Source organism: Streptomyces sp. NBC_00009 (genome assembly GCF_045040855.1).
Taxonomy (GTDB): domain Bacteria; phylum Actinomycetota; class Actinomycetes; order Streptomycetales; family Streptomycetaceae; genus Streptomyces; species Streptomyces aureus.
On the sequence record NZ_CP108312.1, the window covers coordinates 3,337,352 to 3,352,394 of the forward strand.

A 15,043-nucleotide genomic window follows, 5' to 3' on the forward strand; every position below is an offset into this window, starting at 1 on the left:
CGGCCGCCCGCCTCTCTCCACACCGCGTCCGCCCGCAAGCGTAGCCACCACAACGCACACACCCCGCACCACGACCGGAGGGAACCGGCGGGTGCGGGGTGCGGACGGGTACGAGCCTGGGGACTCAGGCGGCGGCACCCACCGCCTGAGGCTCGTCCTCGTGCTGGCTCTCGACCACGAGCTCCTCGACGGGAGACGCGGTGGCGTTGTCGTACTTCACGCGGTCCAGGATGTTCTCACGGGCGGCCACGATGACCGGCACGAGCGCCTGTCCGGCCACGTTCGTGGCGGTGCGCATCATGTCCAGGATCGGGTCGATGGCGAGGAGCAGACCCACGCCCTCCATCGGGAGGCCGAGCGTCGACAGGGTCAGCGTCAGCATGACCGTGGCACCGGTCAGCCCGGCGGTCGCGGCGGAGCCGATCACCGAGACGAACGCGATGAGCAGGTACTCCTTGATGCCGAGCTGCACGTCGAAGATCTGCGCGACGAAGATCGCGGAGATCGCCGGGTAGATCGCGGCGCAGCCGTCCATCTTGGTCGTCGCGCCGAACGGCACGGCGAAGGAGGCGTAGTTGCGCGGGACGCCGAGGCGCTCGGCGGACTGCTGGGTGACGGGCATCGTGCCGACGGAGGAGCGGGACACGAAGGCCAGCTGGATCGCGGGCCAGGCGCCCTTGAAGAACTGGAGCGGGTTCAGCTTGGCGACGGTCGCGAGGAGCAGCGGGTAGACGCCGAAGAGGACCAGGGCGCAGCCGACGTAGATGTCGATCGTGAACGTCGCGTAGTTGCCGAGGAGGTCCCAGCCGTACTGGACGATGGCGCGGCCGATGAGGCCGGCGGAGCCGATCGGGGCGAGCAGGATGACCCACCACAGGGCCTTCTGCAGCAGTTCGAGCACCGACTCGGACAGAGAGAGGATCGGCTGGGCCTTCGGGCCGATCTTCAGGATGGCGACACCGGCGACGACCGCCATGAAGACGATCTGCAGGACGTTGAGCTCGGTGAACGGCGTGACGACATCGGTCGGGACGATGCCGGTCAGGAAGTCCAGCCAGGAGCCGGCGTGGTCGGGCTTGGAGCCGTCGGCCGGGGTGAGGTTCGAGCCGTTGCCCGGGTTGGTGATCAGGCCGATCGCGAGGCCGATGACGACCGCGATCAGCGAGGTGATCATGAACCAGAGCAGGGTGCGGCTGGCGAGCCGCGCGGCGTTGTTGACCTTCCGCAGATTGGTGATGGACACCAGGATCGCGAAGAAGACCAGCGGGGCCACGGCCAGCTTCAGGAGCTGGATGAAGATGCCGCCGACCTTGTCGAGGGTCGTGGCGAGCCAGGACACGTCGTAGGTGCGGGCGACGTAGCCGAGCACGAGGCCGACGACGAGGCCGAGCAGGACCTGGGCCCAGAAGGGGATGGGTATTCGGAAGCGGGGCTTCTGCTTCTCGGACGCGGACGCGGTGTTCGCGGACACGGACACACTCCAGTGATGACGCGCGGGTGGGGTTGGACGTAAGGAAGCGGCCACCGCGGGAGGAAGAACCGGGGGCGCCGCTGCATCCGGGGGGGGTCGCGTCAGAGGCGACAGGCCGCGGAGACGCAACGGCAGAGATCGACATGCAGGCGCGCCACGAGCGGTTCGCTCATGGGCATGCGGGCTGCGGATGTCTTCATGACAATCACGTTAACACTCATGCTTTGAGAACATCAAAGGGGTTCTTTGGGACAGAAATGACCTCTCCATGGCCCTTCGGCCTGGAAAACGCAGGTGGCCCCGGCATCGAGCGATGCCGGGGCCACCTGTGCTGTGACGAAGCTTACGAGTCCCTTACACGGGACTTCGGGGACCTTCGGGGGCCTTCGGGGACGAGGCGCGTTACGAGGCGCTCTGCGCGCGGGCCGCGTCGTCCGCGAGGTCTTCCTGCGTGCGATTGCGCTCGTAGTTGGCCTTCGTGCGGTCGACGCGCTCGACGATCTTGACCGAGGCCCGGTCGCGTTCCTTGCGCAGCACGACGTAGCTGATGGGCGCGGAGATGACGAGGCCGAGCAGGGCGATCCACAGGAAGTACGAGCTGCCGGCACCGCGGGGCACGATGCCCGTCGAGGCGAGACCCCAGACGACAAGGAAGCAGCCCGCGAAGATCCCGAAGCGCATCAGCGTATAGCGGAGCATGTCAATCCACTCTTCCGTTCCGAATCGGCCCTACGCACCTCCAGTGAAGCATGCGGCCCCCGAAGGGCATTGAGCGGTACCGCAAGTAATGATTAGAGTGACCCAATGGCCCTTACGTTTCAGTTGGACCCGCAGATCGGACCGGCGCTGCGGGACGACGTCCTCGCGCTCTGGGCCGACGTGTCCAACGCGGGCGGAGCGGTCGGCTTCATCCCGCCCGTCACCACCGAGGACATACGCCCCGAGCTGGTCAGGCACCTCGCCGCGATGGCCGAGGGCCGCACCCGGCTCCTGGTCGGACGCGACGAGGAGGGCACGGTCGCGGCGACGGCCTTCTTCACGTACAACCAGCACCGCCTGCAGAAGCACTACATCTGGCTGTACACGGTGATGGTCCACCCGCGGTACCAGGGCAAGGGGTACGGGCGGGAGCTGATGGCCGCCGCGGCCGACGCCGCCCGCGCCTTCGACGGCATCGAAGCGATCCGCCTCACCTGCCGCGGCGGCACCGGCGCCGACCGCTTCTACGCGGCGTGCGGCTACAAGGAGGTCGGCCGCGTCCCCGGCGCGATCCGGGTGGCCCCCGGCGACGACCGCGACGACGTCCACATGATGCTGCCCCTGAAGGCAGCGGCGAAGCCGCATGCCTTCAGGGGCGCGGGGCTGGGTCGATCAGCGGCTCCGCCGCGGGGCGCGAGCAACCACGAACAACCCGCAGCCGCCGAGAGCGAGAAGCCCCTACGGCGAGAAGGCGTCAGACCCGCATAGCCTGCGGCGTCTCACGGCGCGCCGGGTCCGGGCCGTCGTACTCGCGGATGATCTCGTACCGGGTGTTCCGCTCGACGGGCCGGAAGCCGGCGTCGCGGATCAGGTCGAGCAGGTCCTCGCGGGTCAGCTTGTTCGGCGTCCCGTAGTTGTCCGCGTCGTGCGTGATCTTGTACTCGACGACCGAGCCGTCCATGTCGTCGGCGCCGTGCTGGAGCGCGAGCTGGGTGGTCTGCACGCCGTGCATGACCCAGAAGCACTTCACGTGCGGCACGTTGTCGAACAGGAGCCGGGAGACCGCGAAGGTCTTGAGCGCCTCGGTGCCGGTCGCCATGGTCGTACGCGCCTGGAGGCGGTTACGGACCTTGCCGTCCTTCATGTCGACGAAGTCGTGCTGGTAGCGCAGCGGGATGAAGACCTGGAAACCGCCGGTCTCGTCCTGGAGTTCACGCAGGCGCAGCACGTGGTCGACGCGGTGACGGGGCTCCTCGATGTGCCCGTACAGCATCGTCGACGGGGTCTTGAGACCCTTCTCGTGCGCGAGGCGGTGGATCCGCGACCAGTCCTCCCAGTGGGTGGCGTGGTCGACGATGTGCTGCCGGACCTCCCAGTCGAAGATCTCGGCGCCGCCGCCGGTCAGCGACTCCAGACCGGCGTCGATCAGCTCGTCGAGGATCTCGGAGGCGGAGAGCCCGGAGATCGTCTCGAAGTGGTGGATCTCCGTCGCCGTGAACGCCTTCAGCGCGACGTTCGGCAGCGCCTCCTTGAGGGCCTTCAGGGAGCGCGGGTAGTAGCGCCAGGGCAGCGTCGGGTGCAGGCCGTTGACGATGTGCAGCTCGGTGAGGTTCTCGTTCTCCATCGCCTTGGCGAGGCGGACGGCCTCCTCGATGCGCATCGTGTACGCGTCCTTCTCGCCCGGCTTGCGCTGGAACGAGCAGTACGCGCACGACGCGGTGCACACGTTCGTCATGTTGAGGTGGCGGTTGACGTTGAAGTGGACGACGTCGCCGTTCTTGCGCGTACGCACCTCGTGGGCGAGCCCGCCCAGCCAGGCCAGGTCGTCCGACTCGTACAGCGCGATGCCGTCCTCACGGGACAGCCTCTCGCCGTCCCGCACCTTCTGCTCCAGCTCGCGCTTGAGCCCTACGTCCATTGCCATTGCTCCTCACCAAAGACTGCGGCCAACCGTACTCCCCCACCGTTCGGGCGGAGGGGCCCCCATCTGGCACTTCGTGCCCGCCCTCACTCCTCCTCAGGCAGCTCCCCCACCCGGTTCTCCCACTTGGTGGACAGCACGATCGTGGTGCGCGTGCGCGAGACGCCCTTCGTGCCGCTGAGCCGGCGGATGGTGCGCTCCAGGCCGTCCACGTCGCCGACCCGCACCTTGAGCATGTACGAGTCGTCGCCCGCGATGAACCAGCAGTCCTCGATCTCGTACAGGTCCTTGAGCCGGCGCGCCACGTCCTCGTGGTCGGCGGCGTCGGAGAGCGAGATGCCGATCAGGGCGGTGACCCCGAGACCGAGCGAGGGCGAGTCGACCGTCGCGCGGTAGCCGGTGATGACACCGGCCGCCTCGAGGCGGTTGATGCGGTCGGTGACGCTGGGCCCGGACAGGCCTACGAGGCGTCCCAGCTCGGCATATGAGGCGCGGCCGTTCTCACGCAGGGCCTGAATGAGCTGCCTGTCCACGGCGTCCATAGGTCCATGCCTTTCATTATTCTGAGTTAACACGAGTTTATGTGTAGAATCTAAGGCGTGCAGGGCGTTGACCCTGTGAATCTTCTAGCCGAAACCCGGTTTCACCTTCGGCTTCCCCACCAAGCGATCTTCGACTACCGATCAAAGACGATCATTCAGGAGTGTTGTCACCGTGTACACGATCGAGATGGCCTACGCCCGTATGCGCGAGCTGCAGGACCAGGCCAACCGCTCGCGTGCCCACCAGTCCGCCGTCGAGGCGCGTACCGCTGAGAAGCGGGCCGCGCGCGCCAAGAAGCGCTAACGGTCCGGAGAGCCGCCCCCGAGCTCTCCCTCCCACCGGCGGTAGAGCCGATGCGGCACCCCTGCCGCGTCGAGCGCCCGCCCGGCGACGAAGTCCACCAGATCCTGGATGTGCGTCGCCCCCGCGTAGAACGCCGGAGAGGCGGGCAGCACCACCGCGCCCGCCTCGTCCAGCGCCACCAGATGCTTCAGCGTCTGTCCGTTCAGCGGCGTCTCGCGCACCGCGACGACCAGCCTGCGCCCTTCCTTGAGCGTCACGCTCGCCGCGCGCTGGAGCAGATCCTTCGACAGGCCGAGCGCCACGCCCGCCACGCACGCCGTGGACGCGGGCACGATGATCATGCCCTTCGCCGGATACGACCCGGACGACGGTCCCGCCGCCAGATCCCCGGCGGACCAGTACCTGACCTGGTCGAGAGCGGCGCCCACCGCGAACGTGTCCGGCTTCCCGTCCGCCCCCCGGGCCAGCCACTCCCCCAGGTCCTGACGCCAGTGCGCGTCCCGGAAGGCGATCCCCGTCTCGTCGAGCAGCGTCAGCCGCGAGGCGCGCGAGACCACGAGGTCCACGCTCTCCCCCGCGTCGAGCAGCGCGCGCAGAACCGCGGCGGCATACGGGGTCCCCGATGCGCCGGACACCCCCACGATCCAAGGCCGGCGCCCAATTTCTCCTGCGGTCATGCCATCGAGCCTATCCGGCACCCGGCCGCGGTCAGACAGTCAGGCCGCGCACGAGGAGGTCGAGCAGCGCACACGCGAACAGGGCGATCCCGATGAAGCTGTTGACCTGGAAGAAGGCCCGGTTGAGCCGGGACAGGTCGCGCGGCCGCACGATCGTGTGCTCGTAGAGGAAGGCGCCCGCGACGATGACGAGGCCGAGCCAGAAGAACGCGCCCGCGTCCGTGGCCAGGGCGTACCAGACGAACAGCGCCGTGGTGAGCGTGTGGCAGCCGCGCGCTCCCCAGATCGCCGCCGGGACTCCGAAGCGGGCCGGTACCGACATCACGCCGACCTCGCGGTCGGTCTCCACGTCCTGGCAGGCGTAGATGAGGTCGAAGCCGCCGATCCAGATGCCGACCGCGAGCCCGAGGATCACCGCGTCCCACGACCACTCGCCGGTGATCGCGAGCCAGGCGCCGACCGGGCCCATCGCCTGGGCGAGACCCAGGATGGCCTGCGGGAAGTTCGTGAACCGCTTGCCGTACGGATAGACGACCATCGGGATCACCGCGATGGGCGCGAGCGCCAGGCACAGCGGGTTGAGCAGGGCGGCCGCGCCGAGGAAGACGACGAGCGCGATGAGCGCGCCGGTCCAGGCGGACTTCACGGACATCGCGCCCGTGACGAGTTCGCGGTGGGCGGTCCTCGGGTTACGGGCGTCGATCTCGCGGTCGATGATCCGGTTCACGGCCATCGCGAACGTGCGCAGGCCGACCATCGCGATCGTCACGAGCAGCAGCCGCCACCAGTGGACGTTCCCGTCCATCCGGGACATCGCGGTGAGCGCGGCGATGTACGCGAAGGGCAGTGCGAACACCGAGTGCTCGATCATGACGAGGCGCAGGAACGCCTTGGTCCGGCCCGGCTGCGGGATCGCGGCGGAAGCGCTGGTCACAGGCCGTACTCCTTCCAGCGGCGGTCGACCGTCGCCGCCGTCTGCGGGTCGGACAGCACCATCTCGGGCCAGCCGCCGTCTCGCGTGTAGCCCTCCTCGGGCCACTTCTTCGTCGCGTCGATGCCCGCCTTGCCGCCCCAGAACTGCTGGTACGACGCGTGGTCGAGGTGGTCGACGGGGCCCTCGGCGACGGTCAGGTCACGGGCGTAGTCCGTGTTGCCGAGCGCCCGCCACGCGACCTCGTGCAGGTCGTGCACGTCGCAGTCCGAGTCGACGACCACGATCAGCTTGGTCAGCGACATCATGTGCGCGCCCCACACGGCGTGCATCACCTTCTGCGCGTGTTTCGGGTACTTCTTGTCGATCGAGACGATCGCGCAGTTGTGGAATCCGCCCGACTCGGGCAGGTGGTAGTCCACGATGTCCGGCACGATGATCTTGAGGAGCGGCAGGAAGAAGCGCTCCGTGGCCCGGCCGAGGGGGCCGTCCTCCGTCGGCGGGCGCCCCACCACGATCGACTGGAGCAGCGGGCGCTTGCGCATCGTCACACAGTCGATCGTCAGCGCGGGGAAGGGCTCCTGCGGCGTGTAGAAGCCGGTGTGGTCACCGAACGGGCCCTCGGGGAGCATCTCCCCGGGCTCCAGCCACCCCTCGAGGACGACCTCGGCGTTCGCCGGCACCTGGAGCGGCACCGTCTTGCAGTCGACCATCTCGATCCGCTTGCCCTGGATGAACCCGGCGAAGAGGTACTCGTCGATGTCCCCGGGCAGCGGCGCCGTCGACGCGTACGTCACGGCGGGCGGGCAGCCGAAGGCGATCGCGACCGGCAGCTTCTCGCCCTTCCTGGCGGCCACCTGGTAGTGGTTGCGGCTGTCCTTGTGGATCTGCCAGTGCATGCCGATGGTGCGCCGGTCGTGGCGCTGGAGCCGGTAGAGCCCGAGGTTGCGGATGCCGCTCTCGGGGTCCTTGGTGTGCGTCAGGCCGAGGTTGAAGAAGGAGCCGCCGTCCTCGGGCCAGGTGAACAGGGCCGGGAGCTGGTCCAGGTCCACGTCGTCGCCGCGCAGGACGACCTCCTGCACCGGCGCGTCCTTCACCTTCTTCGGCGGCACGTGGACCATCGAGCCGAGCTTGCCGAACGCCTCGCGCACGCCCACGAAGCCGTGCGGCAGCTCGGGGCGCAGCAGGCCGCCGATCTTGTCGCTGATCTCCTCGTAGGACTTCAGGCCGAGCGCCTTCAGCAGGCGCCGGTCGGTCCCGTACACGTTCATCGCGAGGGGCATCGAGGAGCCGCGCACGTTCTCGAAGAGGAGAGCGGGGCCGCCGGACTTCTGCACCCGGTCGACGATCTCACCGACCTCGAGATAGGGGTCGACCTCGGCCTTGATGCGCTTGAGGTCACCCTCGCGCTCCAGCGCCCGGAGCAGGGAGCGCAGATCGTCGTAAGCCATACGTGCCAGTATCGCTGAGGGGGCACGCTCTTCCTGCGCCCGCCCCTGCCCTTCGGCCGGGGGTCCGGAGGTCGTCTCCCGGGATGGCGCAGCGCGCACCCGCTACCCTGACCCGGTCACCGGGGGCCCGCGTCGTCCCCATGCCGCTCCTTGGGGGATCGCGACACCATGCTTCGCTACTTGCCGTTCCTGCTGGTACTGGCGTTGTGGATCTACGCCTTCATCGACTGCCTGAACACTCCGGAGGAGGAGGTCAGGGGCCTGCCGAAGGTCGTGTGGGTCATCATCATCCTGCTCTTCGGCGAGGTACTCGTCGGCCCGATCGCCTGGCTCGTCGCGGGCCGGGTGCGGCGCGCGCCCGCGGGCGGGTCGACGCCCTCCGAGTGGCACCGCAACCACCGCACCACGTTCGTCGCGCCCGACGACAACCCCGAGTTCCTGCACTCCCTGCGCGAGGAGAACAAAAAGGACGAGTCGCTCCTCAAGGACTGGGAGGCCGATCTGCGCCGCCGCGAGGAGGAGCTCAAGAAGCGCGAGCAGGGCGGGGAGCAGGCTTGAGCGCCTTCGATCCCGAACTGGCGCGGATCTGGCTGGCCACGGCCGTCGAGGAGGCGCGGGCGGGGCTCGCCGAGGGCGGCATCCCGATCGGCGCGGCCCTCTACTCGGCGGACGGGAAGGTCCTCGGGCGCGGGCACAACCGCCGTGTGCAGGACGGGGATCCGTCCGTGCACGGCGAGACGGACGCCTTCCGCAACGCGGGCCGGCAGCGCTCGTACAAGGGCACGACGATGGTGACGACGCTCTCGCCGTGCTGGTACTGCTCCGGTCTGGTGCGGCAGTTCGGGATCTCGCGGGTCGTCGTCGGTGAGGCGCGGACGTTCCACGGCGGCCACGACTGGCTGGCCGAGCACGGCGTGGAGATCGTGGTGCTCGACGACCCCGAGTGCGTCGCCATGATGGAGGAGTTCATCGCGGCCCGGCCCGAGCTGTGGAACGAGGACATCGGCGAATAGCGAGGTCATCGACGAACGGCGCGTATCCGGCCAGGTCCGGCGTCGTTGCCCCGATGCTGCGCCGCGTCCACAGTGGGGTCATGACGGAACCCGCTGCGCCACAGCCCCGTATCCCCACCATCGATCTGCGGCCCTGGCTCACCGGCGGCCCCGCCGCGCGCACCGAGATCGCCCGTACCGTCGACGAGGCGCTGCGGACCGCCGGATTCCTGCTGGTCACCGGGCACGGCGTGGACCCGGGCCTGCGCTCCCGGATCCGGGAGGCGGCGCGCGACTTCTTCTGGCTGCCGCCCGCGGCGAAGGAGCCGTACGCCGTGAAGGTGGGCGGGCGTGGCTGGCTGGGCCCCGGCGCCGAGGCGAACGGCTACGCGGAGGGCACCGAGACCCCGCCCGACCTCAAGGAGTCCCTGTCGTACGCCTCCGAACTGCCCACCGGGGACGCGGAGATCGACGCGGAGTGGTTCCTGCCCAACACCTGGCCCGCCGAGACGCCCGAGCTGCGCGCGCTCGTCGAGACGTATCTCGGGCGGATGCGGGAGCTGTCCGACCTGCTGCTGGAACTCCTCGCGGTCGCGCTCGGCGAGGAGCCGGACTTCTTCACCCGGCACACCACGCACCCCACTTGGGGCTTCAACATCAACTGGTACCCGGGCACGGACGTCGTCGGCGAGCCCGAGGAGGGCCAGTTCCGTATCGGCCCGCACACCGACTTCGGGACCGTCACCGTTCTCGACCGGCAGGCGGGCAAGGGCGGGCTCCAGGTCTACACCGACGAGGGCGGCTGGGAGGACGCGCCGTTCGACCCGGACGCGTTCACCATCAACATCGGTGACCTGATGGCACGTTGGACCGGCGACCGCTGGCGCTCCGGCCGGCACCGCGTCCTGCCGCCCCCGGCCGACCTGCCCGCCGAGGAGCTGATGTCGCTCGTCTACTTCTACGAGTGCGACCCGCGCACGACCGTCGAGTCCGTCCCCGCGCCGAAGGGCCGGGTCGCGTACGAGCCGGTCGATTCGCACACGTATCTGCGGGCGAAGCTGGACGCCATCACGGTGGAGCCTTGATCACTGTGGGGCCTTGAGGTAGCCGTCCCTGAGCTGCTGCCAGCGGGCCGGGGTCCAGGCCGCCCACGCCCGCTCGTCCGTCGGGCGCCCGTCGAGCGCGGCGGCCAGGTGCTCGAGGTGGTCGTGCCAGGCGGCCAGGTAGTCCAGGCGCGCCGCGTCGTCGCCCTCGATCTCGCCGGTGAACCGCAGGGTCGTCGCGTCGGGGGCCGTCGGCTCCAGGTGGAAGCGCATGCGGCCGCGGGCCCCTTCGAGCGTGTACTCGGCGACGCGTTCGCCGTCCCACGCGGTGACGCGGCCCGGGTGGGCCCGCCCGTTGTTGAGCCACCGCAGCGTGACCGCCCCGCCGAGCCGTGGTTCGAGCACATCGGCGGCGGCCAGCCACCCCGGCAGGCCCTCCGGGGTGGCCACCGCCGCCCAGACCTCCTCCACAGGGTGCGGAAGAGGGATCGTGAAGTGCAGGATGTGGGTGTGACCCTCGGTCCGGCTCGTGCCGGGCGCGACGGGTGTGGCGGATGCCGCGGGCTCGGTGGGGTGGCTGGATTCGGTCATACCTCCAGGCTTGCGCGCCCCCGTGCTTCGCGCACCCTTAGGCGCCGGGATCCGTGTCCCGCCTGTCCGTACGCCGACGGCCGACCCCTTGTGATGTGAGTCACAAGGGGTCGGCCGTCGATGGATGCCGCGGTGTCAGACGCCGGCGTAGGAGTGCTTGCCGGTGACGAAGATATTTACGCCGTAGTAGTTGAACAGCCAGCAGGCGAACGCGATGAGGGCCAGGTAGGCGGCCTTGCGGCCCTTCCATCCGGCGGTCGCGCGGGCGTGCAGGTAGCAGGCGTAGGCGACCCAGGTGATGAACGACCAGGTCTCCTTGGGGTCCCAGCCCCAGTAGCGGCCCCAGGCGTCGCCGGCCCAGATCGCGCCCGCGATGATCGTGAACGTCCACAGCGGGAAGACGGCCGCGTTCACGCGGTAGGAGAACTTGTCGAGCGAGGCCGCGGCGGGCAGGCGCTCCATGACGGAGGTCGCGAACTTCCCGGGCTGCCCGCCGTTCGCCAGCTTGGTCTCGTACGCGTCGCGGAAGAGGTAGAGCAGCGTGCTGACCGCGCCCACGTAGAACACCGCGCCGCAGAAGATCGCGGTGGAGACGTGGATGTACAGCCAGTACGAGTGAAGGGCGGGAACCAACTGGTCGCTGGCGGTGTACAAGACAGTGACAGCGAGGCCGAGATCGAGGAGGACCGTGGTGACCAGCGGGAGGCCGAGCCAGCCGATGTTCTTCTTCGCCAGCATGAGGCCGAGGTACACAGCGACGGCGACGGTGGAGAAGGTGATGTTGAACTCGTACATGTTGCCCCACGGCGCGCGCTGCACGGAGAGCGCGCGGGTGAGAACACCGCTCGCCTCGACGAGGAACGCGAGCACGGTGAGGGACACCGCGATACGGCCGTAGAGGTCGCCCTGCTCGTCGCCGCCGGAGGCGCCGGGGCCGTCCGGCACGTCACGCGTGCCGGAGACGGCGCGGGTCACGACGCTGGGCCGCTCCAGGACGGCGGTGCCGCCGTTCTTCTCCTTGACCTGCACCTTCACGGAGCCGGCCGCGGCCTGCGCGGTGGCCTTCTGTGTCAGCGCGGCGGCGGTGCGGCCGACCTTGCTGCGGCTGCCGAAGAGCCACTCGGCCATGTGCGCGAAGAAGGCCAGGAGGTACACGGCCATCGACGAGTAGATCAGCACATTGCTGATGTGCGCGAGATTCTCGTTGGTTGCGGCGGCGAGATTCACTTCTCAGCCCCTTCGGCAGGAACAGCAGGTTGGGGATCGGCGGCGCTGGGCGCCCGTTCGTGGAGGTGTGCGGCCAGGTCGCCGAGTTCTTCGGCCACCTTCGAGGACTCGCTGCGGCCGAGACCGCCCATCTCGACGACGGTGACTCCGTCGGCTCCGGGGGTCGCCCGGACCCAGACGCGGCGGCGCTGGATGAACAGGGAGCCGGCGAGGCCCGCGATGGCGGCGAGCGCTCCGGCGAGGGCCCAGCCGTCGCCGGGCTGGTGGGTGATCTGGAAGCTCGCCCACTGCTTGATGTCCTTGTCGAACGTGATCGACCCGGCGCCGTTCGGAAGCTTCATGGTCTCGCCGGGCCGCAGCCGCGTCTTGAGCAGCTCCCCCTTCGAGTCCGTGAACTTCTTCATCTTGGAGGTGTCCAGTTGGTACACGTTCTGCGGGATACCGGAGTCGACACCCAGGCTTCCGTGGTACGCGGACAGCGCGAGGACGGGGTAGTCGAGCGCGGGGAACTGGGAGAACATGTTGCCCTTCCCGGACCCCGCGAAGGTCGGCACGAAGAAGGCGTTGAAGCCGAGCTGTTCCCGCTTGCCGTTCTTGTCGCGGTAGCCGTCCATGACCTTGATGGCACCGGTGGAGGTGACGTTCGAGTCGATGGGCAGCAGCGGCACGGCCTGCCGGGAGACGATCTTGCCGCGGCCGTCCCGGACGGTGACGGTGGGCGCGTAGCCGTGGCCGTTGAGGTAGACCTTGGTGCCGTCGATCTCGAGGGGGTCGTTGACCTGGATCGCGGTCTTCTGCTCCTTGCCGGTCGCGCCGACGCTGTAGGTCACGTTGGCGCGGTAGACGCGCGGGCTCCCCTTGTTCGGCCCGTTGCGCTCGTACGTCCCGTCGAACTTGTCGAGCTGGAAGCTGAACGGCGTCAGGTCGGTGTCGGAGTTGAAGAGGTTGCCCGACTTGAAGTCGTCGTACATCGGCAGGGCGTTGGAGAAGCCTCCGTCGCCCTCGACCATCAGCTTGCCGCCCTCGGACTTGAAGAGCTGGCCCCAGGCGAAGGCGATCAGCATCACGATCAGCGCGATGTGGAAGATCAGGTTGCCGGCCTCGCGCAGATAGCCCTTCTCGGAGGCGACGGCGTCACCGGCGATGTGGGCGCGGAAGCGGCGCTTACGGAGGATTTCGAGGGCCGCCGCGCGGACCTGCTCCGGCTCGGCGTCGGTGCGCCAGGTCGCGGACGCGGGCAGATGCGTGAAGCGCTTGGGGGCGCCCGGGGCACGGCCGCGCAGCTGCCCGACGAACTGCCAGGTGCGCGGGACGATGCAGCCGATGAGGGAGATGAACAGCAGGATGTAGATCGCGGAGAACCACACCGAGCTGTAGACGTGGAACAGGCCCAGCTTGTCGTAGACCGGCGAGACCGTCGTGTGCGCGTCCTTGAACGTCTGCACCTTCATCTCGTCGACCCCGGACTGCGGGATCAGCGAGCCGGGGATCGCCCCGAGCGAGAGCATGAAGAGCAGGATCAGCGCGACGCGCATCGAGGTGAGCTGCCGCCAGAACCAGCGGACCCAGCCGATGACGCCAAGGCGGGGCAGGGTCGGGCCGCGGTCCTCCTGCGGAGCGGTGGACAGGTGCGAGCCGGCGGCGCCGAGCTCGTCGCCGCTCACCTCGCCGGTCTTGCCGGATTCAGTCGTGCTCATGGATCAGATTCCCACCGTGAAGCCGTTGGACCAGGTCTGCATCTGCTGGACGAGGGTGTCCCAGGCTCCTGTGAGCAGCAGCACTCCGGTAAAGATCATCATGATGCCGCCGATCCGCATCACCCAGGCGTAGTGCTTCTTGACCCAGCCGAAGGCGCCGAGCGCCTTGCGGAAGGCGACCGCGGCGAGCACGAAGGGGACACCGAGCCCGGCGCAGTACGCAACGGTCAGTATGGCCCCACGCCCCGCGCTCGCCTCGTTGAACGACAGGGCGGTCACGGAGGCGAGCGTCGGACCGATGCAGGGGGTCCAGCCGATACCGAACAGGGCGCCGAGCACCGGTGCGCCGATCAGCCCGGTCACCGGCCGCTTGTGGAAGCGGAATTCGCGCTGGGTGAGCCAGGGCATCATGCCCATGAAGAAGATCCCCATGAGGACCATCAGGACACCGAGGATCTTGGTGAGGGTGTCCTGGTACTCCTGGAGCGTCTCGCCGAAGTAGCCGAAGAGGGCCCCGCCGGAGACGAAGACGGCGGTGAAGCCGAGGACGAAGAGTCCGGCGCCGAGCGCCATCCGGCCCCGCCGCGCGTCGGCCAGGTCGGTGCCGCTGACCCCCGTCACGTACGACAGATAGCCGGGCACGAGAGGCAGGACGCAGGGCGAGAAGAACGAGAGGAGACCGCCGAGCACGGCGATCGGCAGAGCGAGCAGGAGCGCACCGCTCTCGACGGTGTTGCTCACTCCGCCTTCAGCGGCGAGAGCGGTGAGCGTGGCGTGCACCGTCGCTCACTTCTCCGCGATCACGGGGTCGACCATCTTGCGCAGCTTGTCCTCGCTGAGCGCGCGCAGCGAGCGGGCGGCGATCTTGCCGTCGCGGTCGAGGACGAGCGTGGACGGGATGGACTGCGGGTTGAGGGTGCCCTTCTCGAACCGCAGCATCAGCTTGCCCGAGGGGTCGTAGAAGCTCGGGTACGGGATGTTGTGGTCCTTCTCGAACTGGAGGGCCGGTTCGGTCTGCGGATCACGGGTGTTGATCCCGATGAACTGGACGTCCTTGCCCTTGGTCTCGTTCGCGACCTTGGCGAAGTAGTTGGCCTCGGCGCGGCACGGCGGGCACCAGGAGCCCCACACGTTCAGGACGATGACCTTGCCCTTGTAGTCGGCGAGGTCGAGGGGCTTGCCCTCCAGGTCCTTGCCGTCCAGCTTCGGCGCGTCGTGCCGGTCACCCTTGTCGACGGTGGAGATGCCGCCGGAGTTCGTCACGAAGTTGGTGTTGTTGCCGCCGCCCCGCGTCCCGCCGGAGCTGCATGCGGAGAGCGTCAGCGCAGCGACCGCGGCTCCCGCGGCGAGGAGGGCGGTACGGCGCTTGGATGCAGCGAGGGGGGAAACGCGGCAGTCGGCACTCATGTGAAAAGTTTCGCATGTCTGTTTAGGGGATCTTCCGCACCCCCCTTGCGTACGGAAAACCCCATTTCAGGAGGGGTCATTCAGGGTGCG

General features: G+C 68.8%; 16 protein-coding genes and 1 pseudogene. 5 read left to right on the top strand and 12 right to left on the bottom strand.

The features are described 5' to 3' along the window. Positions 1 to 124: 124 nt before the first annotated feature. Both OHA58_RS14880 and OHA58_RS14885 read right to left on the bottom strand, forming a co-directional pair. Positions 125 to 1,471: a dicarboxylate/amino acid:cation symporter gene (locus OHA58_RS14880; RefSeq protein ID WP_326774602.1), complete on the bottom strand. Its 1,347-nt coding sequence runs from the start codon at positions 1,469 to 1,471 to the stop codon at positions 125 to 127. A gap of 402 nt (positions 1,472 to 1,873) precedes the next feature. Further along, entirely contained in the window at positions 1,874 to 2,170 is a 297-nt protein-coding gene (locus tag OHA58_RS14885; RefSeq protein ID WP_266673143.1) for a DUF4229 domain-containing protein, read from the bottom strand. 105 nt (positions 2,171 to 2,275) lie between these two features. On the opposite strand from OHA58_RS14885, the pseudogene OHA58_RS14890 reads away from it, so the two are divergent. Further along, positions 2,276 to 2,794: pseudogene (locus OHA58_RS14890) on the top strand (GNAT family N-acetyltransferase); the annotation flags it as partial. A 130-nt stretch (positions 2,795 to 2,924) separates the two neighbouring features. Here the strand turns inward: OHA58_RS14890 and mqnE are convergent. Beyond that, positions 2,925 to 4,088, bottom strand: coding sequence for an aminofutalosine synthase MqnE (mqnE, locus tag OHA58_RS14895; protein ID WP_405484979.1), 1,164 nt, complete (start codon positions 4,086 to 4,088; stop codon positions 2,925 to 2,927). Positions 4,089 to 4,177: 89 nt separating this feature from the next. Beyond that, positions 4,178 to 4,633, bottom strand: coding sequence for an Lrp/AsnC family transcriptional regulator (locus OHA58_RS14900; protein ID WP_116511305.1), 456 nt, complete (start codon positions 4,631 to 4,633; stop codon positions 4,178 to 4,180). 172 nt (positions 4,634 to 4,805) lie between these two features. On the opposite strand from OHA58_RS14900, the gene OHA58_RS14905 reads away from it, so the two are divergent. Next, positions 4,806 to 4,937 (top strand): hypothetical protein, encoded by a 132-nt coding sequence (locus OHA58_RS14905; protein ID WP_264484737.1) that lies wholly within the window; start codon positions 4,806 to 4,808, stop codon positions 4,935 to 4,937. Here the strand turns inward: OHA58_RS14905 and OHA58_RS14910 are convergent. Genes OHA58_RS14910 through OHA58_RS14920 form a run of 3 tightly spaced genes read right to left on the bottom strand, consistent with a single transcriptional unit; the run spans position 4,934 to position 7,996 of the window. Then, positions 4,934 to 5,614: a UbiX family flavin prenyltransferase gene (locus OHA58_RS14910; protein WP_327578229.1), complete on the bottom strand. Its 681-nt coding sequence runs from the start codon at positions 5,612 to 5,614 to the stop codon at positions 4,934 to 4,936. The genes OHA58_RS14905 and OHA58_RS14910 overlap by 4 nt on opposite strands. Before the next feature lie 31 nt (positions 5,615 to 5,645). Beyond that, positions 5,646 to 6,548: a menaquinone biosynthesis prenyltransferase MqnP gene (gene mqnP / locus OHA58_RS14915; protein ID WP_405479116.1), complete on the bottom strand. Its 903-nt coding sequence runs from the start codon at positions 6,546 to 6,548 to the stop codon at positions 5,646 to 5,648. Continuing rightward, positions 6,545 to 7,996: a menaquinone biosynthesis decarboxylase gene (locus tag OHA58_RS14920; protein ID WP_100597997.1), complete on the bottom strand. Its 1,452-nt coding sequence runs from the start codon at positions 7,994 to 7,996 to the stop codon at positions 6,545 to 6,547. The genes mqnP and OHA58_RS14920 overlap by 4 nt, the downstream gene beginning before the upstream one ends. 168 nt (positions 7,997 to 8,164) lie before the next feature. Between OHA58_RS14920 and OHA58_RS14925 the strand changes: the two genes are divergently transcribed. The 3 genes from OHA58_RS14925 (at position 8,165) to OHA58_RS14935 (ending at position 10,073) form a co-directional block, all read left to right on the top strand. Next, a complete protein-coding gene (locus OHA58_RS14925) occupies positions 8,165 to 8,554 on the top strand; it encodes a PLD nuclease N-terminal domain-containing protein (protein WP_405479117.1) in 390 nt (129 codons plus the stop codon). Next, positions 8,551 to 9,009 carry a nucleoside deaminase gene (locus tag OHA58_RS14930; protein ID WP_405479118.1) on the top strand — a complete coding sequence of 153 codons (459 nt, stop codon included), beginning with the start codon at positions 8,551 to 8,553 and terminating at the stop codon, positions 9,007 to 9,009. Before OHA58_RS14925 ends, OHA58_RS14930 begins: the two co-directional genes overlap by 4 nt. An 80-nt stretch (positions 9,010 to 9,089) precedes the next feature. Next, entirely contained in the window at positions 9,090 to 10,073 is a 984-nt protein-coding gene (locus OHA58_RS14935; RefSeq protein WP_405479119.1) for an isopenicillin N synthase family dioxygenase, read from the top strand. Here the strand turns inward: OHA58_RS14935 and OHA58_RS14940 are convergent, their stop codons facing one another. The 5 genes from OHA58_RS14940 to OHA58_RS14960 form a co-directional block, all read right to left on the bottom strand. Beyond that, positions 10,074 to 10,622 carry an SRPBCC domain-containing protein gene (locus OHA58_RS14940; protein ID WP_405479120.1) on the bottom strand — a complete coding sequence of 183 codons (549 nt, stop codon included), beginning with the start codon at positions 10,620 to 10,622 and terminating at the stop codon, positions 10,074 to 10,076. 135 nt (positions 10,623 to 10,757) lie between these two features. Beyond that, positions 10,758 to 11,849, bottom strand: coding sequence for a c-type cytochrome biogenesis protein CcsB (gene ccsB / locus OHA58_RS14945; RefSeq protein ID WP_405479121.1), 1,092 nt, complete (start codon positions 11,847 to 11,849; stop codon positions 10,758 to 10,760). Next, positions 11,846 to 13,546, bottom strand: coding sequence for a cytochrome c biogenesis protein ResB (locus tag OHA58_RS14950; protein ID WP_405479122.1), 1,701 nt, complete (start codon positions 13,544 to 13,546; stop codon positions 11,846 to 11,848). Before OHA58_RS14950 ends, ccsB begins: the two co-directional genes overlap by 4 nt. A 3-nt stretch (positions 13,547 to 13,549) precedes the next feature. After that, the gene (locus OHA58_RS14955; protein WP_100597990.1) at positions 13,550 to 14,326 is read right to left on the bottom strand and encodes a cytochrome c biogenesis CcdA family protein; all 777 of its coding nucleotides are present in this window, start codon (positions 14,324 to 14,326) and stop codon (positions 13,550 to 13,552) included. A gap of 6 nt (positions 14,327 to 14,332) precedes the next feature. Beyond that, positions 14,333 to 14,953, bottom strand: a complete 621-nt coding sequence (locus OHA58_RS14960) for a TlpA family protein disulfide reductase (protein WP_405479123.1) — start codon at positions 14,951 to 14,953, stop codon at positions 14,333 to 14,335. Between the last annotated feature and the right edge of the window lie 90 nt (positions 14,954 to 15,043).